The following is a 21,735-nucleotide window of genomic DNA, read 5'->3' on the forward strand; positions in this document are numbered from 1 at the left end:
CGGCCTGCTCGGGGTCGGCCTGGCCGCCGCGGCCCAGCCCGCCGCCGTCCTGGGCCTCGCGACCGCGGGCGTCGTGGCGTGGCCGCTGGCGCTGGTGGTGGCCGTCGGCGCTCTGCTGGGTGCCCTGCTGGGCACCTTCGTCGTCTCGTGGGTGTCGCCGCACGCCGAGTGACCCCGGTCACGCGATCCGCCGTGCTCGCACCGGTTTCGGCACGCTCGTCCCATCATGTGGACGCACGGACCACATGGTGAGATCTCCAGTTGTGAGGCGTCCACGGGCTGGCAAGACTGTCCGCATGCTGATCGCGCACCCGCTCTGGCTCGTGGGACGTCTCCACGTCGACCTCGGTCGTGCGCGCACCATGGCGTGTCGCTGACCCACCGCGCCCGCACCCACCTGCCGCGACGCGCGACGCCCGTCCGTCCCCGACCGGCTGTCGCGCGTCCTCCCCGAGGACTCCCATGACGTCGAGCACCACCACGCCCCCCTCCCGTCCGGCCCGCCGCCGTCGCGGCGAGGGCCAGTGGGCGTTGGGCTACCGCGAGCCGCTCAACGCGAACGAGCAGTCCAAGAAGGACGACAACCCGCTGAACGTGCGCGCCCGCATCGAGAACATCTACGCGCACCGCGGCTTCGACAGCATCGACCCCGGCGACCTGCGTGGACGCTTCCGCTGGTGGGGCCTGTACACGCAGCGCAAGGCCGGGATCGACGGCGGCAAGACCGCGACGCTCGAGCCGGAGGAGCTCGACGACCGCTACTTCATGCTCCGCGTGCGGATCGACGGCGGACAGCTCGACCTCGCGCAGCTGCGCACCATCGCCGACATCTCCGTGGAGTTCGCGCGCGACAGCGCCGACCTCACCGACCGCCAGAACGTCCAGTACCACTGGATCGACGTGCGCGACATGCCCACGATCTGGGAGCGGCTCGAGGGCGTCGGCCTGTCGACGCAGGAGGCCTGCGGCGACTGCCCGCGCGTCATCCTCGGCTCGCCCGTCGCGGGCATCAGCGCCGACGAGATCATCGACGCCCGCCCGGCCATCGAGGCCGTCGAGAGCCGCTACATCGGCGACCGCGCCTTCTCGAACCTGCCGCGCAAGTTCAAGTCGGCGATGAGCGGACACCCCGGGCACGACGTGGTCCCGCAGATCAACGACATCGCCTTCATCGGCGCCGAGCACCCCGAGCACGGACCCGGCTTCGACCTGTGGGTCGGCGGCGGGCTGTCCACCAACCCGATGCTCGCCCAGCGGGTCGGGGTCTGGGTGCCGATCGACGAGGTGCCCGAGGTGTGGGAGGGCGTCGTCAGCATCTTCCGCGACTACGGCTACCGCCGGCTCCGGTCCCGCGCCCGTCTCAAGTTCCTCGTGGCCGACTGGGGCATCGAGAAGTTCCGCGAGGTGCTGGAGACCGAATACCTCGAGCGCACCCTCGTCGACCTCGACGCGCCCGAGGTGCCGGCGACGCCCGTCGACCACGTGGGCGTGCACCGCCAGAAGGACGGCCGCTACTACGTGGGCGTCGCCGCGACGGTCGGTCGCATCTCCGGCACGCTGCTGAACCAGGTGGCCGACGTCGTCGAGGCGCACGGCTCCGACCGCGTCGCCACCACGCCCATGCAGAAGCTCGTCGTGCTCGACGTCGAGGAGGACCGCGTCGAGTCGCTCGTCGAGGCGCTGGCCGAGCTGGGCCTGCACGCGCGGCCGTCGCAGTGGCGCCGCAACACGATGGCCTGCACCGGCATCGAGTACTGCAAGCTCGCCATCGTCGAGACGAAGGCCCGCGCGGCCGACCTCATCGGTGAGCTGGAGAAGCGCGTGCCCGAGCTCGACACCCCGATCACGGTCAACGTGAACGGCTGCCCGAACTCGTGCGCCCGCATCCAGACGGCCGACATCGGCCTCAAGGGCCAGCTCGTGCTCGACGAGGACGGCAACCAGGTGGAGGGCTTCCAGGTGCACCTCGGCGGTGCCCTCGGGCTCGGGGCCGGGTTCGGCCGCAAGCTCCGCGCCCACAAGGTGACCGGCGAGCAGCTGCCCGACTACGTCGAGAAGCTCTCGCGCACGTTCCTGGAGCAGCGCGACGCCGACGAGTCCTTCGCGCACTGGGTCGCCCGCGCCGACGAGGAGGTCCTGCGATGAGCGAGCGCCAGCGAACGAACGATCAAGCATTCATCGCAGGACCTTCGTACCGTGCCCTTCCTCCGGAGGTCCTGCGATGAGGGCGACACCGTTCCACTGCCCGTACTGCGCCGACGAGGACCTGCGTCCGCACGGCGAGACCCACGGCGAGTGGGAGTGCCGCAGCTGTCTGCGCGCCTTCCGGCTCGGCTTCATCGGACTTCTCTCCCCCACCCACACCAGCACCACCGACCCCTCTGGAAGGAGGACAGCATGACTGCACCAGCGTTGATCGCCCTGGCGCACGGCAGCCGCGACCCGCGATCCGCCGAGACCATCACTGCCCTGACGGAGCGCGTGGCGTGCATGCGTCCCGACCTCCGGGTGGCCACCGCGTTCCTCGACCACTCCGAGCCCGACCTCGACGCCGTCGTCGACCGTCTGGTCGCCGAGGGTCACAGCGAGATCGTCCTCGTCCCCCTGCTGCTCACCGAGGCCTACCACGCCAAGGTCGACGTGCCGGAGGCCGCGAAGGCGGCCCGCTCCCGTCACGAGGGGCTGCAGATCGAGGTGACCGACGTCCTCGGCATCGAGAACGCGTTCTTCCACGTGCTCGACCGTCGGCTGCGCGAGGTGCTGCGCGAGAACCGGGTGCGCGAGCTCGACGCCCTGGTGCTCGCGGGCGCTGGCTCGTCCGACGCGGTCGCGAACGCCACCATCGCCCGGGCCGCCCGCGCCTGGGGCGCGCACCACAAGCTGCCGACCATCGCGGCGTTCGCGTCGAGCGCCCCGCCCGCGGCGGGCGAGGCCGTGCGGGCGCACCGCGCCGACGGTCGCCGCAACATCGCGGTCGGTCAGCTGATGCTCGCGCCGGGCTTCCTGCCCGACCGGGTGAAGGAGCTGGCCTACGAGGCCGGCGCCGTCGCGGTCGCCGAGCCGCTGGGCGTCTCGGACGAGGTGGCCGAGGTCATCCTGGCCCGCTACGCGGTCGGGGCCGTCGAGCTGGTCTCGCTGGACGCGCTCTTCGCCTGAGCACCCCCCGGCACTGGTACGACACCGCACACGACCCACCGCCGGACCCTCCGGCGCACCGGGCCCGCACCCCGGGGACTAGCGTTCCCCGGGTGCGGGCCTGGTTGCGTCTCGGGATCCTCGTCGTCGTCGCGTCGACGGCGCTCGAGCTCGCCCAGGTGCCGTCGGCACTCCTCTTCGGCGGACTGCTCGGCGCCCTCGTGTACGCACTGCTCGCCCCGGGCCGGCTCGCGCCCCGACCGCTGGACGCACCCCGCTGGGTCTCTCTCACGGGCCAGGGCGTCGTCGGCACGATCGTCGGCGCCTCGGTCGACTGGGGGACGTTCACGTCGCTCGGCTGGTCGTGGCCCGTGGTCGTGGCGGTCTCGGCCTCGACGATCGTCGTGAGCGTCCTGGCGGGGCAGCTGCTGCGTCTGCACCGCGGCGTGACCCCCGTGACGGCTGCCTTCGCCTCGATCGCGGGCGGGGCGTCGGGCATGACGGCCCTCTCCCGCGACCTCGGAGCCGACGACCGGGTCGTCACCGTGCTGCAGTACCTGCGCGTGCTCGTGGTGCTGTTCAGCCTGCCGCTCGTGGTCGGGCTGGTCTTCCACGAGCGCGGCGGTGCAGCCGCAGGCGGGTTCGTCCTCGGCAGCGGCCGCGACCTGCTCTACTGCGTCCTCGCCGTCGGCTCGGGGCTGCTGCTGGGTCGCGTTGCGCACCTCCCGTCGCCGGCCATCCTCGGCCCCGTGGTCACTGCGGCGGCGCTGCACGCCGTGCCGGGATTCACCGACGCGGTCGTGCCGACCTGGGTGGAGGGCCTCGGGTACCTCGCGATCGGCGTCCAGGTCGGGCTGCGGTTCACGCTGGAGAGCCTGCGGTCGATCGCGCGGATGCTCCCGACCGCCGCCGTCTCCATCGCGCTCACCATGGTCACCTGCGCGGGCCTGGGACTCGCCCTCGCGGCGGCGACCGGGACGAGCCGCCTCGACGCGTACCTGGCCACGACGCCCGGCGGCCTCTACGCCGTGCTCGCGACGTCGACCTCCACCGGCGGCAACGTCACCTTCGTGACGGCCGTCCAGCTGCTCCGGCTGCTGCTGGTGCTGCTGCTGGCTCCGGCCCTCGCCCGGCTGCTGCGCCGGGGCTGACGTCAGCTCGACGCAGCGAGCCGGGCGCGCTGCTCGTCGACGTCGTAGTCGGCCTCGGGCCAGGTGAGGTCCAGCGCGCGCAGGTGCTCCAGGAGCAGCCGGCCGACCGCCCAGTTGCGGTACCACTTGCGTCCGCTGGGCACGACGTGCCACGGGGCGACGTCGGTCGACGTCCGCTGGAGCACCAGGTCGTACGCCTCCTGGTAGTCGTCCCACAGCTCGCGCTCGTCGATGTCGCCCGGGTTGAACTTCCAGTGCTTCGTCGGGTCGTCGAGCCGGGCGAGGAGTCGAGCGGCCTGGTCGTCGGGACTGATATGCAGCAGGCACTTGAGGACCGTGCCGCCGGACTCGACGTACCGGCGCTCGAAGGCGTTGATCGCGTCGTAGCGTCGCTCGACCTCGTCGACGTCGGCCAGCCGGCGCACGCGCCCGATGAGCACGTCCTCGTAGTGGGAGCGGTCGAAGACGCCGAGCTCGCCGGCCGACGGCAACCGTCGCTCGACCCGCCACAGGAAGTCGTGGGCGAGCTCCTCGGGCGTCGGCTTCTTGAAGGAGGCGATGCGGACCCCGAGCGGGCTGACCAGACCGACGACCTTCTCGATCGTGCCGCCCTTGCCCGAGGTGTCCATGCCCTGCAGCACGACCAGGACGGAGCGCGGGTCGCCCGTCGTGCCGTGCGCGTGCAGACGCTCCTGCAGGTCGGCCAGCTCGGTGCCGAGCTCGGCGAGCGCGGCCTTGCCGGCCGCCTTGTCGCCGTCGAAGCCGGGGGTCGAGCGGGAGTCGACCTCGGCGAGGCTGCTGACGGCGGACAGCGTGCTGCTCAGGCTCTGCGACATGGCGCCACCGTACCTAGGGTGGGCGTCATGGCCACGCCGACGATCGACCGTGCACTGTACGAGTACCCCGACCTCGAGGAGGGCCGCGCCTGGGTGCGGGTCAACTTCGTCAGCAGCGTCGACGGCTCGGCGGAGGGGGCCGACGGGCGGTCGGGGTCGCTCGGCACCGACGCCGACCAGGCCGTGTTCGGGCTCCTGCGCGAGCTGTGCGACGTCGTGCTCGTGTCGGCCGGCACCGCCCGGTCGGAGGACTACGGACCGATCGACGACGGCGTGCTCGCCCTCGTCAGCCGCAGCCTCGACGTACCGGACCGCCTGAAGGTCCCGGGCGTGCTCGTCGTCGCGCCAGGAGCCGCCGACGAGGAGCAGGTGGTGGCGCTCGAGGGCGCGGGCGTGGAGGTGCTGCTCACCGGCAAGGACGAGGTCGACTGGCCGGAGGCCCTCGCCGAGCTCGGCCGTCGCGGCCTGCAGCGGGTGCTGTGCGAGGGCGGCCCGTCGTTGTTCGCCGGTCTCACGGCGCTCGACCTGGTCGACGAGCTGTGCCTGACCGTCTCCCCCGTCCTGGTGGCCGGCGACGGTCAGCGCATCTCGACCGGCGGGGAGTCGGCGGAGGTGCCGCTGCGGCTGGCGCACGCCGTCGACGTCGACGGCACGCTGCTCACGCGCTGGGTGCGGCAGGGACGCTGACCCGGTCGTCCGGCACGACCGTGAGGTCGGGGGCGAGGTGGCCGAACGGCACCTCGTCGTGCTCCCCCAGCGCCGCGAGCACCGACGGCAGCATCGCCTGCGCCGTCCGCTTGTAGCCGAGGGAGCTGGGGTGGAAACGGTCGAGGCTGAACATCTCGTCGGGGTTCGTGATGAAGAACGGTCCGACGACGTCGGCGAGCGAGACGACGTAGGCGCCGTGGCGCAGCGCCGCCTCCTGCTGGGCGGCCGCGAGCTGGCGCGACGCCCGCGAGCCGAGCGCGCGCAGCGGCTGCGGGACCGGGGTGAGCGCGCCGAGGTCGGGGCACGTGCCGACGACGACGGCGGTGCCACGACGGCGCAGCGCCGAGACGCACGCCTCCAGGTGGCTCACCGACTCGACCACCGGCACGCGGTGCGTCACGTCGTTGCCACCCACGACGACGACCGCGACGTCGGGCGCGTAGTCGGGCGGCAGCGACGCGAGCTGCTCGGCCAGCCGGCTGCTCTCGGACCCGACCACGGCGGCGGTCCGGAGGCGCACGGCACGCTCGGTGCGCTTGGACACCTGACGCGCCAGCCGCGCACCGAGCGTTCCGCGCGGTCCGTCGGCACCCAGCCCGGCGGCGATGGAGTCGCCCAGGACGAGCAGGTCGATGGTCCCGCCGTGCCGCTTCTTGTAGACCCGGTCGGCGAGGGGTGCGTCCTCACCGAGCGGCTTGCCGATCGCCGCGCGAGCGAGCGCGGCCTGGTGCTGCAGGACCGCCCGCGCCCCCCACGCCGCAGCCGCCCCCGCCGTCGCGGCCACCAGCAGACCCGTCGCCACCGTCCTCGTCACTCCCACGAGGACGTTCCTCCCACACCCGCGTGAACAGGTGGTCTCTTGCACCTGAACGTAGGCTGGAGACATGAGCGACCAGGCGGGGAAGACCAGCTACGACGTCGAGAAGTCCAACGAGGAGTGGCGCGCCGAGCTGAGCGCCGCCGAGTACCACGTGCTCCGCGAGGCGGGCACCGAGCGACCGTTCAGCTCCCCGTTCGAGACCGACCCGACGGAGGCCGTCTACGCCTGCCGCGCGTGCGGCTCCGAGCTGTTCCGCAGCGACACGAAGTTCGACGCCCACTGCGGCTGGCCGGCGTTCTACGCCCCGCTCGCGGAGGACCGCGTCGAGTACATCGAGGACCGCTCGATGGGCATGCGTCGCGTCGAGGTCCGCTGCGCCACCTGCGGCTCCCACCTGGGCCACGTGTTCGAGGGCGAGGGATTCCCCACCCCCACCGACCAGCGGTTCTGCATCAACGGCATCAGCCTCACCCAGGTCCCCGTCTGACCCTTCCGCAGTCGACGGAAGATTCCCAGGCGGACCTGGGAAACGCAGCCGCGCACGGCTTGCTTGCCGTGCGTGGCTGAGTTTTCCGTGCCCCGCGCGGAGATTCCCAGGTCGACCTGGGAATCGCAGCCACGCACGGCTTGCTTTCCGTGCCTGGCTGAGATTCTCGTGCCTCGCTGAAGATTCCCAGGTCGACGTGGGAATCTCTCCTCAGGGCCAGAGCGCGGTGAGGTCGCTCGGGTCGTGGCGGCGGCCGGTGTAGAACGGGATCTCCTCGCGCACGTGGCGGCGGGCGGTGCTGGCGCGCAGGTCGCGCATGAGGTCGACGATGCGGTGCAGCTCGTCGGCCTCGAAGGCCAGGATCCACTCGTAGTCGCCGAGCGCGAACGACGCGACCGTGTTGGCGCGGACGTCGGGGTAGGGGCGGGCCTGCATGCCGTGCTCGCGCAGCATCTCGCGGCGCTCCTCGTCAGGCAGCAGGTACCACTCGTAGGAGCGGACGAAGGGGTAGACGCAGACCCAGTCGCGCACGGTCTCGTCGGCCATGAACGCGGGCACGTGCGACTTGTTGAACTCCGCGGGACGGTGCAGGGCGGTCTGCGACCACACCGGCGCCATCCGCGAGCCCAGCGCGGTCCGCCGGAACGCGTTGTAGGCGGCCTGCAGCGCGTCGGCCGACGACGCGTGCCACCAGACCATGAGGTCGGCGTCGGCGCGCATGCCGCTGACGTCGTAGAAGCCCCGGACCACGACGTCCTCGTCGGCCAGGCGCTTCACCAGGTCGTCGACCTCGGCGGCCTCCGCGGCTCGGTCGGCGTCACCGAGCACGCGCTCGAGCTTGAAGACCGACCACATCGTGTAGCGGATGGTCTCGTTGATCTCCTTGGCCAGCTTTCCCTGGTTCGGCACGCTCATGGGTCCATTCTCCCCCCGCGGCTCAGCGTGCGAGGAGGCGGGCCGCGGCAGCGCGGGCCGACGCGACGACCGCCGGGATGCCCACCCCGTGGTAGGTGGCACCGCACACCTCGAGACCGTCGACGAGCGCGACCGCCGCCTCGACCGTCGCCACGCGGTCGAGGTGGCCGACGTCGTACTGGGGCAGGCCACCGCCCCAGCGCTGCACGTGCGTCGCCACGACCGACGGCAGCGCTCCGTACGCGGACGTCAGGTCGGCGAGCGCGAGCGCGGCCACCTCGGCGTCGTCGCGGTGGAGCACGGCGGTGTCACCGGCCCGGCCGATCGAGGCGCGCACGACCGTACGATCGCCCGCCCGCTCCCCCAGCCACGCCCACTTCTGCGACGAGATCGTCGAGCCCTTCACGACCGTGCCGTCGACCGGCGGCACGAGGAATCCCGAGCCCTCCACGTCGACGGGCCCGTCGAGCACGAACGTCACCAGGGCCATCGAGGCGTAGTCGACGGCGGCCAGCGCGAAGGCCGCCGGCGGCGCCACCTCGGCGAGCAGGCGCGCGGTGGCCGGTGCCGGTGTCGCGACGACGACCGCGTCGACCTCGTACGTCTCGATCGCCGACACCGGGCCTGCGGAGACCGTCCAGACGCCGTCGTCCACCCGCACGGCCCGCACCGTCGACCGGAGCCGCACGTCGAGGTCACCGTGCTCGACGACGCGCTGCGGGAGCGTGCCCACGCCGCCGACGACGCCCGCGAACACCGGCGTGGCGAGGGTGCGCGTCGTGGCACGGGTCGCAGCCGCCCCCGCGAGGGGATCGGCACCGAGCGCCAGCACCTGCGGCGCCGCGGCGCGCAGCGACAGGCGGTCCGCGTGACCGGCGTAGACGCCGCCGAGCAGCGGCTCGACGAGCCGGTCGACCACCTCGCGACCGACCCGCGGCGCGAGGAAGGCCGCCACCGACACGTCGTCGTCGGGCACGGGCTCGGCGTGCGGCACCGGACGCTCGGCGAGGATCCCCGACGCCTCGAGGGCGTCCAGGTCGGCAGGGACACCCATGACCGTCGGCGGCAGCGGACGCAGCGCGCCCCGCGTCCAGATCGCGGCCGACGTCGTCGCCGGGTGGGTCAGCTCGGCCCCGACCCGGGCGGCCAGGTCGACGGCCTCGGGTCGACGCGCCAGCATCGACTCCGCGCCGACGTCGACGCGCAGGTCGCCGACGTCGTCGACGCGCAGCTTGCCGCCCACCCGGTCGGCGCCCTCCAGCACGACGACGTCGCACCCTGCCTCACGCAGGTCGAGGGCGGCGACCAGCCCGCCGATGCCGGCCCCGACGACGGCGACGCGCATCAGACGCGCTCGTAGCCGTGCACGAAGTCGACGAGACCCTTCACCGCGTCGGGGTCGGTCTGCGGCAGCACGCCGTGGCCGAGGTTGAAGACGTGCCCCCTGGCACCGCGACCGCGCTCGATCGCGGCGGCCGCCTTGGTGTGCAGCACGTCGGCCGGGGCGAACAGCAACGTCGGGTCGAGGTTGCCCTGCACGGAGCGGTGCGGTCCGACCTTCTCGATGGCGCGGTCCAGCGGCACCCGCCAGTCGACGCCGACCACGTCGGCACCGACGTCGCCCATCTGGTCGAGCAGCTCGCCGGTGCCCACGCCGAAGTGGATGCGCGGCACGCCGAGGTCGGCGACCGACTCGAGCACGCGTCGGGAGTGGGGGGCCACGTAGGTCTCGTAGTCCGACGGCGACAGCGCGCCCGCCCAGGAGTCGAACAGCTGCACCGCGGAGGCGCCGGCCTCGACCTGCACGCGCAGGAAGTCGGCCGCCAGGTGCGAGAGCCGCTCGAGCAGGTCGTTCCACAGGCCGGTCTGGGAGTACATCAGCTGCTTCGTGATCCGGTGGTCGCGCGAGGGCCCGCCCTCGACGAGGTAGGAGGCGAGCGTGAACGGCGCGCCGGCGAAGCCGATGAGCGGCGTGCCGCCCAGCTCCCCCACGAGCGCCCGCGCCGCCGCGGCGATGCTCTCCACGTCGTCGGGCTCGAGCCGGCGCAGCTGGTCGAGCTGTCCGCGCCGACGGATCGGGTCGGCGATCACCGGTCCCGTGCCCGGCACGATGTCGAGGTCCACCCCGATCGCCTTGAGCGGGACGACGATGTCGGAGAAGAAGATCGCGGCGTCGACGCCGTAGCGACGCACCGGCTGCATCGTGATCTCGACGACGAGGTCGGTCGAGAAGCACGAGTCGAGCATCGCGACGCCCTCGCGCACCTTCAGGTACTCCGGCAGGTGGCGACCCGCCTGACGCATGAACCAGACGGGGGTGCGGCTCGTGGGCTCGCCACGGCACGCGCGCAGGAAGTCGCTCTCGGCGAGCCGGGCGGAGGGGGAGGTGGTCACCGAGGGATTCTCTCAGGGGTGGGATCACCGCCTGCGTGTCGGGACCCGGTCGGCGCCCGGAGTGCCTACCATCGGCCTGTGGGCGCCCGCAGCGAGTTCGATCACACCCCTCCAGCGTTCGCCGCTGCCCTGGAGCAGCTGCTGGCCGCACCGGTGCGTCCCGAGGTGGTCGTCGACGAGATCCCCGCACCTCAGCGGATCGCGCCCTTCGCGCACGCCCTGAGCGGCGACCTGGAGGTCGGCGGCGACGACGTGGCCACCGGTCGCTTCATCCTGCTGCACGACCCCGCCGGCAACGACGCGTGGGACGGCACGTTCCGCTGCGTCACGTTCGCGCGCGCCGAGGTCGAGCGCGAGATGGCCGAGGACCCCGCCCTGGCGACCGTCGGGTGGAGCTGGCTGGTCGACGCGCTCGAGGCGCAGGGCGGCACCCACACCGCCGCCAGCGGCAGCGTCACGGTCGTGAGCACCGAGACCTTCGGCGAGATGGCCGGCGACACCGGCTCCGCCCAGGTCGAGATCCGCGCGTCCTGGACGCCCACCTCCGAGGCCGGAGCGCACGTCGCGGCCTGGACCGAGCTGCTCTGCACGCTGGCCGGTCTGCCTCCGCTCGCACCGGGCGTCGTCCCGCTGCAGCGTCGTCGAGGTCGCCGTTGACCTCCGTGCCCGAGGAGACGGGGAGCCCGGAGGAGCAGGCTCCTCCTCTTCCACGTCTGCAGCTGCGTGACCCCCTGCCCCCCGTCATCGACACGGTCGACGACTACGTGGCCTACTGCGCGCGTCTCGCGCTCGGTCACGGCCCGGTGGCCCTCGACGCCGAGCGGGCGTCGGGCTACCGCTACTCCCAGCGGGCCTACCTCGTGCAGGTGCGCCGCGACGGCAGCGGCACCGGCCTGGTCGACCCGATCGCCTTCGACGACCTCGTCGACCTCGACGAGGCCATCGGCGACGCGGAGTGGATCCTGCACGCGGCCACGCAGGACCTGCCGTGCCTCGCCGAGGTCGGGCTGCACCCGACCGCGCTGTTCGACACCGAGCTCGCCGGCCGGCTGCTCAACCTGCCGCGCGTGGGCCTGGCCTCGCTCGTGGAGCACTACCTCGGGCTGAGCCTGGCGAAGGAGCACTCGGCCGCCGACTGGTCGACGCGACCGCTGCCGGAGCCCTGGCTCGAGTACGCGGCCCTCGACGTCGAGGTGCTCATCGAGCTGCGCAACCTCATCGAGGCCGATCTCGAGCGCGCCGGCAAGCGCGAGTGGGCCGCGCAGGACTTCGAGGCCCTCCTGTCGTTCACAGGTGCACCGCCTAAGGAGGAGCGCTGGCGGCGCACGTCGGGCATCCACCGGGCCCGTGGCCGACGCACCCTCGGGCTGGTGCGCGCCCTCTGGGAGGCGCGCGACCGGATCGCGGAGCAGCGCGACACGACGCCCGGGCGGATCCTGCCCGACGCCTCCATCCTCGAGATCGCCCGCGAGGCACCGCGCGACGCCTCGACGCTGCGCAACCTGCCGGTCATGCGCTCACGCGGGCCACGTCGCTTCCTGCAGCAGTGGCTCGACGCGGTCGAGGAGGGCCTCGCGCTCCCCGACGACGCCCTGCCGCTCTCGACCCAGCACCGCGACGGACCACCTCCGCCGCGCGCGTGGGCCGACAAGCACCCCGAGGCCGCGGCGCGGCTCACGGCGGCCCGCGAGGCGGTCACGCGCATCGCCGAGCAGCACGACCTGCCACCGGAGAACCTCATCTCCCCCGGACTCGTCCGTGGTCTGGCCTGGGACCCGCCGGCCGTCGTCGACGTCGTCCACGTCGGCGACGCGCTCGCAGAGGGCGGGGCCCGTCCGTGGCAGGTCGAGCTCGTCGCCGCCGACCTCGTCGCCGCCCTGACCCCCTGACCGCCCGGACCGAGGTCGTGCGCGGGATCACCCACTGAGGCAAGGCGAACCTGAGTAGCATGTCGGTGTGCTCGCCAACTTCCTGATCGGTCTGCGCGAGGGGCTGGAGGCCAGCCTCGTCGTCAGCATCCTGCTGGCCTACCTCGTGCGCACGGACCGCCGCCGCGACGTCCGCTACATCTGGATCGGCGTGGGTGGCGCACTGGCCCTCGTCGTGCTCGTGTTCACGGCCGTGACCCTCGCCTTCGAGCAGCTGCCCTTCGTGTGGCAGGAGGCCGTCGGCGGCACGCTCTCGATCCTCGCCGCCGGCCTGGTCACGTGGATGATCTTCTGGATGCGTCGCACCGCCCGCGGGCTCAAGCGGGAGCTCGAGGGCGAGCTCGCGACCGCGGTCGAGCTCGGCCCGGTCGCCATCGCCACGGTCGCGTTCCTCACCGTCGGGCGCGAGGGCCTGGAGACCGCCGCGATCATCTGGGCCACGATCTCCGGCAGCTACACCGCCTCCCCGTTCGTCGGCGCGACCACGGGCATCCTCGTCGCGGTGCTCCTCGGCTACCTCATCTACCGCGGTGCGCTGCGCATCAACCTCTCGACCTTCTTCCAGGTGACGGGAGCCCTGCTCATCGTGGTCGCCGCCGGCGTGCTCGCGTATGGCGTCCACGACCTGCAGGAGGCCGGCATCCTGCCCGGCATCACGAACCTCGCGTTCGACGTCTCCGGCGTCATCGCGCCCGACAGCTGGTACGGCACGCTCCTCAAGGGCACCGTGAACTTCCAGCCCGACCCCACCTGGCTGCAGACCATCGCCTGGGTGGCCTACGTGGTGCCCGTGCTGTGGCTCTACCTGCGCCCCCAGGCGACCGCGGCGCCCGCCGCCCCGCGACCCGACGCGCACGTCTGACGCACGCGATCTGGGTGCCGGACGACCGGGCCCCGGATACGGTGGGGCCCATGCCCGGACGGTCCGCAGGATGAGCGACTTCCATCGCCCGTCCCTGCCCGGACAGGGACTCTTCGAGGCGCTCGCGCACGACACCGACCCGGCCGAGGTGGCCGCCGCCGGCCACCGGATCGCGCACCTGCTCGTCCGCGGGCCGATCGACCGCGAGGACCGCGACCTCGTCGACCGCGTGCTGCACCTGTCCGACGCCGAGGGCCTCGGCGTGATCGCCGAGCTGTGGTCGCACGCCCCGCCCGACACGCTGTCGGGTGCCCTGTGGCGGCTCTACCTGCTGCGCGAGTGGGTCCACCGCCAGCCCCGCCAGGCGGCCGCCGAGTTCGCCGCCGGTCGCGGCTTCGCGCCCGTGCACGAGATGCTCGCCGGCGTGGTCGAGCCGCCCGGGGCCGACGAGGTGGTCGACCTCGTCGACACGGTCGTGCGCGGCATCGTCGTCACCGACCTCGACGTCGTCCTCGACCGCGCCGCGGCGTTCGCCCACATCGTCGGCGTGGGCCGTGGGCAGCTCGACGACGCCGACGCGCACAGCGGCGCGCGCCTGCTCGACATGGCCCTGCACCTGCGTCGCGCCGCGGCGCTCGAGCGGTCCGGCTCGCTGCACTGAGGCGCCCGCGGCGCGTCCTCCGGTCGTCGCTCGCGGCCCGCTCGAGCCGGCGTCGCAGGTCTCACGCCCACAGCGCTTGTGCGCGCCCAGGGGCCCGTTAGGCTGGTGGTCGCGCCGGGCCGCGGTAAGCCCCGGGTCCCAAAAATAGCCGCTACGAGCGGCCACGCGCCGTGAGGCGCTTCCCGGCCCGGCGCCCCATCTCCCGCACGGCCGCCGCGGGCTCAGGCCGGGGCGAAGGTCGTGTAGGACTGCGTCGGCCGGCCGATCGACGCGAGCTCCGCCAGGTCGTCCTCGGTCGGCTGCCAGGAGGCGGCGTCGGCGTTCGCCGCCACCTGCTCCGGGCGCGAGACGCCCGCGATGACGCTGCTGACGGCCGGCTGCGCGGCCAGACCACCCATGGCCAGCTCCAGCAGCGAGATGCCCCGCGCGTCGGCGAAGGACTGGAGCGCGTCGATGCGCTCCCAGTCGGCCGTCGCCAGCCGCTCGGACTGGGTCGCGAGCCGGGTCCCCTCGGGCGCGTCCTCCCCGCGCCGGTACTTGCCGGTCAGCAGACCGTAGGCGAGCGGGAAGTACGGCAGGATCCCGACGTCGAGGTGCTCGCAGGCCGGCGTCAGCTCGACCTCCGCGGTCCGGTTGTACAGCGAGTACTCGTTCTGCGCCGTGGCGAACCGGGTGAGTCCGGCGGTCCGAGCGCGCCAGTCGGCGTCGACCAGCTGCCAGGACTGGAAGTTCGAGCAGCCGACGGCGCGCACCGTGCCGGCCTGCACGAGGGCGTCGAGCGCCTCGAGCGTCTCGTCGAGCGGGGTGGCGGGGTCCGGCGTGTGCAGCTGGTAGAGGTCGAGGTGGTCGGTGCCCAGACGTCGCAGGCTGGCCTCGACGGCGGTGCGGACGTAGGCGGCGCTCCCCCGTCGACCCCCGTCGTCGCCGTTGCGGCCCTGCATGTCCATGCCGAACTTCGTGGCGACGACCACCTCGTCGCGACGTGACCCGAGCGCCGCACCGAGCAGCTCCTCGCTCGCGCCGAAGCCGTACACGTCGGCGGTGTCGAAGAAGGTGACGCCGCGCTCGAGCGCGGCGTCGACGACAGCCCGCACCTGCGCGGCGTCGATGCGCGTGCCGAAGGCGTTGCAGCCGATGCCGACGACGGGCACCTGGATGCCGGAGTGGCCGAGGGGACGGTGGAGGAGGTCGTGGCTCATGCCCCGAGCCTAGGCCGACGGTCCCGTCGCGCGCGTCGCCTAGACTGCACCCCATGCCCGGACCCCGCCGCACGCTGGCCGCCGCCCTGAGCGCGGCCGTCGTCGGGCTGTTCCTCGTGGCCGGGATCGGCGTCACCCACGCCGGGGCGCACCAGCGGGCGACGACGACGCACACCTCGGCCGCGTCGAGCCACCAGGCGGCGCACGTGAAGGCGTCGGGCCAGCACGTCGACCAGCACCACCTCGACCTCTGGGCGCTCCCGCCCGAGAGCGCACCGGTCGCCCCGGCCTTCGCCGACGACACGGTCGTCGACGCGGGGGTCGACGTGGTGGAGTCCGAGGCACCCGCCGCCGCGGGTCGCGGACCGCCGACGGCCTGACGCACCTTCGTCAGCCGTCCCGTCGTCCATCCCGAAAGTCATCCATGCACCAGCGCGCCCCTCTGTGGCGTGCGATCGCGGCGTTCGCCGTGCTCGCCGCCTCCCTCGCCTTCGCCTACTTCAAGCCCGCCAACCTCGGCCTCGACCTCGAGGGCGGCACGCAGATCGTCCTCGAGACGCAGGACACCGACCGCGTCAAGGCCGACGCCGAGTCGACCTCCCGAGCCCTGGAGGTCATCCGCGGCCGCGTCGACGCCCTCGGCGTCGCCGAGCCGACCCTCGCCCAGTCCGGCGACCGACGGATCATCGTCGAGCTCCCCGGCGTGACCGACCCGCGGGAGGCCGCCGAGGTCATCGGCCAGACCGCCCAGCTCTCCTTCCACGAGGTCCTGCGCCCCGCGCAGGAGGGCCAGGAGCCCGAGGACGGCCAGGTCGTCGCGAACGACGAGCAGGGCCAGCCGCTGCTGCTCGGCCCCACGCTCGTCGACGGCGAGCGGGTCTCCGACGCCGAGGCCGCCACGCCCCAGCAGGGCGTGGGCCAGTGGGTCGTCAACGTCAACTTCGCCGGCGAGGGCCGCACCGGCTGGCGCGACCTCGTCGCCGCCGCCTGCGCGAACACCGAGGGCGGCAACCGGGTCGCCATCCTGCTGGACGAGGACATCATCTCCTCCCCCGCCGTCCAGCCCGACCTGTGCCGCTCCGGCGGCGGCAACAGCACCAGCATCACCGGCAACTTCACCCAGACCCAGGCCGACGACCTCGCCGTCCTCATCAAGGGCGGCGCGCTCCCGGTGCCCGTCGAGGTCATCGAGCAGCGCACGGTCGGCGCCACGCTGGGCGACGCGGCGATCGACGCGTCCATCGAGGCCGGCATCATCGGCATCATCCTGACCGGTCTGTTCATCGTGCTCGTGTACCGCGTGGTCGGGCTCATGGCCACGTTCGCGCTGGCCACCTACGCCGCGATCTCCTACGGCCTGCTCGTGTGGCTCGGCGCGACCCTGACGCTGCCGGGCCTGGCGGGCTTCGTGCTCGCCATCGGCCTGGCCATCGACGCCAACGTGCTGGTGTTCGAGCGAGCCCGCGAGGAGTACGAGAAGAACGGCAACCTGCACACCTCGCTCACGACCGGCTTCAACAAGGCGTGGTCGGCGATCCTCGACTCCAACGTCACCACCGTGCTGGCCGCCGCGCTGCTGTTCTTCCTGGCGTCCGGTCCGGTCAAGGGCTTCGGCGTCACCCTGACGATCGGCACCATCGCGTCGATGTTCTCGGCTCTCGTCGTCGCGCGCGTGCTCACCGAGTTCGCGGTGAAGCGGTCGTTCCTGAAGAAGCGACCCGGCCTCACCGGCGTGGCCTCGACCGGACCGGTCCGCAAGTGGCTCACCGAGCGCGGCCCGAACCTGATGCGCCGCAGCGGGCTCTGGATCGGCCTCACCCTGGTCGTCGCGGGCGTGTCGGTCAGCGGCATCCTGCTGCGTGGCCTGAACCTCGGCGTCGAGTTCACGGGCGGGCGCATCCTCGAGTTCTCCACCGCCCAGGCCGTCGACGTGCAGGAGGTGCGCGAGGCGGTGTCCGACGCCGGCTTCCCGCGCGCCGTCGTGCAGGAGTCGTCCGGCGACGGGCAGAGCGAGAACGTCAGCGTCCGCCTCGACGACATCACCAACGACGAGGCCGTCGAGGTCGAGGAGGCCGTCGAGTCGGTCGCGGGGCAGGCCACGAAGGAGCGCGACGAGCTCATCGGTCCGAGCCTCGGCAAGGAGCTGCGCGACAAGGCGCTCATCGCGTTCGCGATCGCCATCGCCGCGCAGATGGCCTACCTCGCCTGGCGGTTCCGCTGGACCTACGCGGTGTCGGCCCAGCTGTCGATGGCGTCGGTCGTGCTCACCGTGGTCGGCATCTTCGCGTGGTGGGGCAAGCCGATCGACGGCGTGTTCCTCGCCGCGGTGCTGTCGATCATCGGCCTCGCGGTCAACGACACGATCGTCGTCTTCGACCGCATCCGCGAGCACACGGGCGAGAACCGCGGGCGACGGCTGCGCGACGTCGTGAACGAGGCGATCCTGCAGACGATCCCGCGCACGGTGAACACCGGTCTCGGCGCCATGTTCATCCTCGCGGCGCTCGCGTTCCTCGGTGGCGACTCGCTGACCGACTTCGCGATCGCCCTGCTGCTCGGGCTCTCGATCGGCATCCTGTCGACGATCTTCACGGCGTCCGCCCTCGCCGTGAAGCTCGAGGAGCGCTGGCCGCACGACCCGGACAAGAAGCCCAAGGTCGTCGACAAGTACGCCCAGATCGACGACGGACGGAACACCGACGGCGCCGTCGTCTGACGGTTCGGCTCCGAGGGCGTCGTCGGCCCCTCCCCGGCACGGGAGGGTCGGCGACGCCTCGGCGGTTCCACGCTCGAGCCGGGTGGCAGGATGAACGTCATGCGTATCGCGAACCACGTGGTCGACCTCGTGGGCGGCACCCCGCTCGTGAAGTTGTCCAGCGTCGTCCCGGCAGGATCTGCCCTGGTGGCGGCCAAGATCGAGTACCTCAACCCCGGCGGCAGCTCCAAGGACCGGATCGCCGTCAAGATGGTCGACGAGGCCGAGGCGTCCGGGGCGCTCAAGCCCGGCGGCGTCATCGTCGAGCCCACCTCCGGCAACACCGGGGTCGGGCTCGCGCTGGTGGCCCAGCAGCGCGGCTACTCCTGCATCTTCGTCTGCCCTGACAAGGTCAGCGAGGACAAGCGGAACACCCTGCGTGCCTACGGCGCCGAGGTGGTGGTCTGCCCGACCGCCGTGCCGCCGGAGCACCCCGACAGCTACTACAACGTCTCCGACCGGCTCGTCCGCGAGACCCCGAACGCCTGGAAGCCCGACCAGTACTCCAACCCCGCCGGGCCGGCGTCGCACTACGAGACCACGGGTCCGGAGATCTGGGCCGACACCGACGGCACCGTCACGCACTTCGTGGCCGGCGTCGGCACCGGTGGCACCATCACCGGCACCGGTCGCTACCTCAAGGAGGTCTCCGGCGGTCGGGTCAAGATCATCGGCGCCGACCCCGAGGGCTCGGTCTACTCCGGCGGCACCGGCCGCCCCTACCTGGTGGAGGGTGTCGGCGAGGACTTCTGGCCGAGCGCCTACGACCCCGAGATCGCCGACGAGATCATCGCGGTCTCCGACGCCGACGCGTTCGAGATGACCCGCCGGCTCGCCCGCGAGGAGGGTCTGCTGGTCGGCGGCTCGTGCGGCATGGCCGTCGTCGCGGCGCTCGAGGTGGCCGAGCGCGAGGGCCCCGACGCCGTCGTCGTGGTGCTGCTGCCCGACGGCGGACGCGGCTACCTCTCCAAGATCTTCAACGACGACTGGATGTCGTCGTACGGCTTCCTCCGCGAGCCGCTCGACGGTCACACCGACCGGCCGAGCGTCGGCGCGGTGCTGCGCCGCAAGTCCGGCGACCTGCCCGCGCTCGTGCACACCCACCCGTCGGAGACCATCCGCGACGCGATCGAGATCCTGCGCGAGTACAACGTCTCCCAGATGCCGGTCGTCGGGGCCGAGCCGCCCGTCGTCATCGGCGAGGTCGCCGGCAGCGTCAGCGAGCGCACGCTCATCAGCGCCGTGTTCGAGGGCCGGGCGTCCCTCACCGACCCGGTCTCCAAGCACATGGAGCCGCCGCTGCCGCTGCTCGGCGCGCACGAGGACCTCGACACCGCCCTGGCGACGCTCAAGGACAGCGACGCCGTCATGGTGATCGAGGACGGCAAGCCGCTGGGCGTCCTGACCCGGCACGACCTCCTGGGGGTGCACGTATGAGCGACCAGACCAACGGCCGGACCGAGGCGCTCGGCTTCGCGACCCGCGCGATCCACGCCGGCTTCGAGCCCGATCCGCAGACCGGCGCGGTGAACGTACCGATCTACGCGTCCTCGACCTTCGCCCAGGACGGCGTGGGTGGCATGCGCGGCGGCTACGAGTACGCCCGCACCGGCAACCCGACCCGCGCGGCGCTCGAGGCGAACCTCGCGGCGCTCGAGAACGGGGCGCACGGTCGCGCCTTCTCCTCGGGCATGGCGGCCACCGACGCCGCCCTCCGCACCCTCCTGCGGCCCGGGGACCACCTCGTCATCCCCGACGACGCCTACGGCGGCACCTTCAGGCTCATCGACAAGGTGTTCACCCGCTGGGGCATCTCCTACACGCCCGTCGCCGTCAACGACGTCGACGCCGTCCGCGCCGCGATCCGGCCCGAGACGAAGGTCGTGTGGGTCGAGACCCCGACCAACCCGCTGCTCAACGTCGCCGACGTCGAGCAGGTGGCCGAGGTCGCGCACGCCGCGGGTGCGCGGTTCGTCGTCGACAACACCTTCGCCTCGCCCTACCTGCAGCAGCCGCTCGCGCTCGGCGCCGACGTGGTCCTGCACTCCACGACCAAGTACCTCGGGGGTCACTCCGACGTGGTGGGCGGCGCGCTCGTGACCGACGACGCCGAGCTCGACGCCGGGTTCGCGTTCCTGCAGAACGGCGCGGGCGGGGTTCCGGGTCCGTTCGACGCCTACCTGACGTTCCGCGGCGCGAAGACGCTCGCGGTCCGGATGGAGCAGCACTGCACGAACGCCGAGGCGGTCGTCGACCTCCTCGTCGGCCACCCGGCCGTGGCGTCGGTGCTCTACCCCGGCCTGCCCGAGCACCCCGGGCACGAGGTCGCAGCCCGGCAGATGCGTCGCTTCGGCGGCATGGTCTCGCTGCGGCTCGCGGGAGGACGCCAGGCGGCGCTCGACCTCTGCGCGCGGACCCGCATCTTCACGCTCGCGGAGAGCCTCGGCGGCATCGAGTCGCTCATCGAGCACCCGGGTGCCATGACGCACGCGTCGACCGCGGGCTCGGTGCTGGAGGTGCCGGACGACCTCGTGCGACTCAGCGTCGGCATCGAGGACACGGCCGACCTGCTGGCCGACCTGGAGCAGGCGCTCGGCTGACCCGCCGCCCGTGGGTGGCTCGCCTCGCGAGGGACCCACGGGGGGCAGGTGGGCCGCTCAGCCCGCCTGCTCCTCCGCGTCGTCGACGGTCTCGCCCTCGACGAGCAGCGGGTCGATCTCCGGCCGCTCGAGGTCCTCGAACAGCGCGAACTCCTGCGAGGCGGACGGCTGGGTCAGCTCGCTGGCGGTGAGGCTGCGCGGGTCGACGTCGAGCTCCTGCACGTCGCCCAGCAGCGCCGTGTCGTCGACACGGTCGAGCTTGCGTGCCGTGACGAGCACGCCACGCTCGAGCGAGCCGACGAAGGTGTTGTAGTCCTTGACGGACCGCTCGAGCGAGCGGCCGAGCTTGGACACGTGCGAGGACAGGGTCCCGAGCCGCTTGTACAGCTCGCGGCCGAGGTCGACGAGCTCCTGCGCGTTCTCGGCGAGGTCCTCCTGGCGCCAGGTGAACGCCACGGTCTTGAGCACCGCCCACAGGTTGACCGGCGTCGCGAGCACGATGCCCTTGCCGAACGCGTGCTCCATGAGCGACGGGTCGGCGTCGAGCGCCGCGTTGAGGATCGCGTCGTTCGGGATGAACGCCACCGTGAACTCGGGGCTGGTCGGCAGGCCGGTCCAGTACTCCTTCTGGGCCAGGGCGTCGACGTGCGCCCGCACGGCCTTCGCGTGCTGCACGAACATCCGCTTGCGCTCGGCGTCGTCGAGGTCGGGTCGGTTCGCGTCGATGAACACCGCGTAGGGCACCTTGGCGTCGACCGCCATCTGCTTGCGTCCCGGCAGCTTGATGACCATGTCGGGACGTCGGGCGCCGGAGTCGGCGGTGATCGACTCCTGGGTGGAGAAGTCGATGCGGTTGAGCAGCCCGGCCGACTCCACGAGCGACGTCAGCTGGGTCTCGCCGTAGGCACCGCGGACCGTGTTGTTGCGCAGCGCGCCGGAGAGCGTCTCTGCCGCCTGCTGGGATCGCGCCGCCGACTCCTGCGTGGCGCGGATCTGCTCGGCGAGGTGGCCGTGCTGCCGGGCGCGCTTCTCCTCGATCTCCTCGACCTTGCGCTGCATCTGCTGCAGCTGGGTGGCGACCGGGGCGAGCTTCTGCAGCACGCGGCTCTCGCTGTGCTCCTTGGCCTGGCGCTCCTTGGCCTCGCGGTCGTGCTGCGCCACGAGCTCGCGCGTCTGACGCCGGGCGACCTCGACCTGCTCGCGCAGGGCGTCGGCCTCGGCCCGTGTGGCCGCGAGCCGGGCCTCGACGTCGGCCTTGGCCGCGGCGAGCGCGCTCTCGACGCG

The 21,735-nt window shown here is 72.7% G+C and carries 21 protein-coding genes; 14 read left to right on the forward strand and 7 right to left on the reverse strand.

Annotation, left to right across the window (positions count from 1 at the left end):
• Positions 1 to 462: 462 nt before the first annotated feature.
• The 4 genes from NH339_RS11205 to NH339_RS11220 all read left to right on the forward strand — a co-directional run bounded on the left by NH339_RS11205 (position 463) and on the right by NH339_RS11220 (position 4,286).
• Entirely contained in the window at positions 463 to 2,145 is a 1,683-nt protein-coding gene (locus tag NH339_RS11205) for a nitrite/sulfite reductase (protein ID WP_253025320.1), read from the forward strand.
• 76 nt (positions 2,146 to 2,221) lie between these two features.
• On the forward strand, positions 2,222 to 2,401 hold the full coding sequence (locus tag NH339_RS11210; protein WP_253025321.1) for a hypothetical protein: 180 nt from the start codon (positions 2,222 to 2,224) through the stop codon (positions 2,399 to 2,401).
• Positions 2,398 to 3,156: a sirohydrochlorin chelatase gene (locus NH339_RS11215; RefSeq protein WP_067858023.1), complete on the forward strand. Its 759-nt coding sequence runs from the start codon at positions 2,398 to 2,400 to the stop codon at positions 3,154 to 3,156. Before NH339_RS11210 ends, NH339_RS11215 begins: the two co-directional genes overlap by 4 nt.
• Positions 3,157 to 3,248: 92 nt before the next feature.
• Positions 3,249 to 4,286, forward strand: coding sequence for an AbrB family transcriptional regulator (locus NH339_RS11220; RefSeq protein ID WP_253025322.1), 1,038 nt, complete (start codon positions 3,249 to 3,251; stop codon positions 4,284 to 4,286).
• A 2-nt stretch (positions 4,287 to 4,288) separates the two neighbouring features.
• Here NH339_RS11220 and NH339_RS11225 read toward each other — a convergent pair whose 3' ends face one another.
• A complete protein-coding gene (locus NH339_RS11225) occupies positions 4,289 to 5,122 on the reverse strand; it encodes a PPK2 family polyphosphate kinase (RefSeq protein ID WP_253025323.1) in 834 nt (277 codons plus the stop codon).
• Between the two features lie 27 nt (positions 5,123 to 5,149).
• Here NH339_RS11225 and NH339_RS11230 point away from each other — a divergent pair, with 27 nt between their 5' ends.
• Positions 5,150 to 5,809, forward strand: a complete 660-nt coding sequence (locus NH339_RS11230; protein ID WP_253025324.1) for a dihydrofolate reductase family protein — start codon at positions 5,150 to 5,152, stop codon at positions 5,807 to 5,809.
• On the opposite strand, the gene NH339_RS11235 is transcribed toward NH339_RS11230, so the two are convergent.
• On the reverse strand, positions 5,781 to 6,650 hold the full coding sequence (locus NH339_RS11235) for an SGNH/GDSL hydrolase family protein (RefSeq protein ID WP_253025325.1): 870 nt from the start codon (positions 6,648 to 6,650) through the stop codon (positions 5,781 to 5,783). The genes NH339_RS11230 and NH339_RS11235 overlap by 29 nt on opposite strands.
• Positions 6,651 to 6,714: 64 nt before the next feature.
• Here NH339_RS11235 and msrB point away from each other — a divergent pair, with 64 nt between their 5' ends.
• Positions 6,715 to 7,137, forward strand: a complete 423-nt coding sequence (gene msrB / locus NH339_RS11240) for a peptide-methionine (R)-S-oxide reductase MsrB (protein WP_067858035.1) — start codon at positions 6,715 to 6,717, stop codon at positions 7,135 to 7,137.
• 210 nt (positions 7,138 to 7,347) lie between these two features.
• Here the strand turns inward: msrB and hemQ are convergent, their stop codons facing one another.
• From hemQ to hemE, 3 genes are read right to left on the reverse strand one after another with little or no spacing between them, the layout of a single operon-like run.
• Positions 7,348 to 8,052: a hydrogen peroxide-dependent heme synthase gene (hemQ, locus tag NH339_RS11245; RefSeq protein WP_253025326.1), complete on the reverse strand. Its 705-nt coding sequence runs from the start codon at positions 8,050 to 8,052 to the stop codon at positions 7,348 to 7,350.
• 22 nt (positions 8,053 to 8,074) lie between these two features.
• Positions 8,075 to 9,397 (reverse strand): protoporphyrinogen oxidase, encoded by a 1,323-nt coding sequence (hemG, locus tag NH339_RS11250; RefSeq protein ID WP_305883280.1) that lies wholly within the window; start codon positions 9,395 to 9,397, stop codon positions 8,075 to 8,077.
• Positions 9,397 to 10,446 (reverse strand): uroporphyrinogen decarboxylase, encoded by a 1,050-nt coding sequence (hemE, locus tag NH339_RS11255; RefSeq protein ID WP_253025327.1) that lies wholly within the window; start codon positions 10,444 to 10,446, stop codon positions 9,397 to 9,399. The genes hemG and hemE overlap by 1 nt, the downstream gene beginning before the upstream one ends.
• A 78-nt stretch (positions 10,447 to 10,524) precedes the next feature.
• Here hemE and NH339_RS11260 point away from each other — a divergent pair, with 78 nt between their 5' ends.
• The 4 genes from NH339_RS11260 to NH339_RS11275 all read left to right on the forward strand — a co-directional run bounded on the left by NH339_RS11260 (position 10,525) and on the right by NH339_RS11275 (position 13,897).
• A complete protein-coding gene (locus NH339_RS11260) occupies positions 10,525 to 11,103 on the forward strand; it encodes a DUF3000 domain-containing protein (RefSeq protein WP_067858047.1) in 579 nt (192 codons plus the stop codon).
• Between the two features lie 5 nt (positions 11,104 to 11,108).
• Positions 11,109 to 12,335 carry a ribonuclease D gene (locus tag NH339_RS11265; protein ID WP_308207063.1) on the forward strand — a complete coding sequence of 409 codons (1,227 nt, stop codon included), beginning with the start codon at positions 11,109 to 11,111 and terminating at the stop codon, positions 12,333 to 12,335.
• A gap of 67 nt (positions 12,336 to 12,402) precedes the next feature.
• Positions 12,403 to 13,236, forward strand: coding sequence for an iron uptake transporter permease EfeU (gene efeU, locus NH339_RS11270; RefSeq protein ID WP_253025330.1), 834 nt, complete (start codon positions 12,403 to 12,405; stop codon positions 13,234 to 13,236).
• 70 nt (positions 13,237 to 13,306) lie between these two features.
• Positions 13,307 to 13,897, forward strand: a complete 591-nt coding sequence (locus NH339_RS11275; protein WP_253025332.1) for a hypothetical protein — start codon at positions 13,307 to 13,309, stop codon at positions 13,895 to 13,897.
• A gap of 221 nt (positions 13,898 to 14,118) precedes the next feature.
• Here NH339_RS11275 and NH339_RS11280 read toward each other — a convergent pair whose 3' ends face one another.
• Positions 14,119 to 15,096, reverse strand: coding sequence for an aldo/keto reductase (locus NH339_RS11280; RefSeq protein WP_253025334.1), 978 nt, complete (start codon positions 15,094 to 15,096; stop codon positions 14,119 to 14,121).
• Between the two features lie 53 nt (positions 15,097 to 15,149).
• On the opposite strand from NH339_RS11280, the gene NH339_RS11285 reads away from it, so the two are divergent.
• The 4 genes from NH339_RS11285 to NH339_RS11300 all read left to right on the forward strand — a co-directional run bounded on the left by NH339_RS11285 (position 15,150) and on the right by NH339_RS11300 (position 20,451).
• Positions 15,150 to 15,476 carry a hypothetical protein gene (locus NH339_RS11285; protein WP_253025336.1) on the forward strand — a complete coding sequence of 109 codons (327 nt, stop codon included), beginning with the start codon at positions 15,150 to 15,152 and terminating at the stop codon, positions 15,474 to 15,476.
• A gap of 44 nt (positions 15,477 to 15,520) precedes the next feature.
• Entirely contained in the window at positions 15,521 to 17,812 is a 2,292-nt protein-coding gene (secD, locus tag NH339_RS11290; RefSeq protein WP_253025338.1) for a protein translocase subunit SecD, read from the forward strand.
• A gap of 99 nt (positions 17,813 to 17,911) precedes the next feature.
• A complete protein-coding gene (locus NH339_RS11295; protein ID WP_253025340.1) occupies positions 17,912 to 19,288 on the forward strand; it encodes a cystathionine beta-synthase in 1,377 nt (458 codons plus the stop codon).
• Complete coding sequence (locus tag NH339_RS11300; RefSeq protein WP_253025342.1) at positions 19,285 to 20,451, forward strand: cystathionine gamma-synthase; 1,167 nt, start codon at positions 19,285 to 19,287, stop codon at positions 20,449 to 20,451. The genes NH339_RS11295 and NH339_RS11300 overlap by 4 nt, the downstream gene beginning before the upstream one ends.
• A 57-nt stretch (positions 20,452 to 20,508) precedes the next feature.
• Here the strand turns inward: NH339_RS11300 and rmuC are convergent.
• Positions 20,509 to 21,735 (reverse strand): DNA recombination protein RmuC (rmuC, locus tag NH339_RS11305; protein WP_253025344.1); only part of this gene is annotated, 1,227 nt, incomplete at its 5' end.

Origin of the sequence: Aeromicrobium sp. CnD17-E (assembly GCF_024124745.1) — a bacterium.
In the GTDB taxonomy this organism is placed as follows: Bacteria; Actinomycetota; Actinomycetes; order Propionibacteriales; family Nocardioidaceae; genus Aeromicrobium.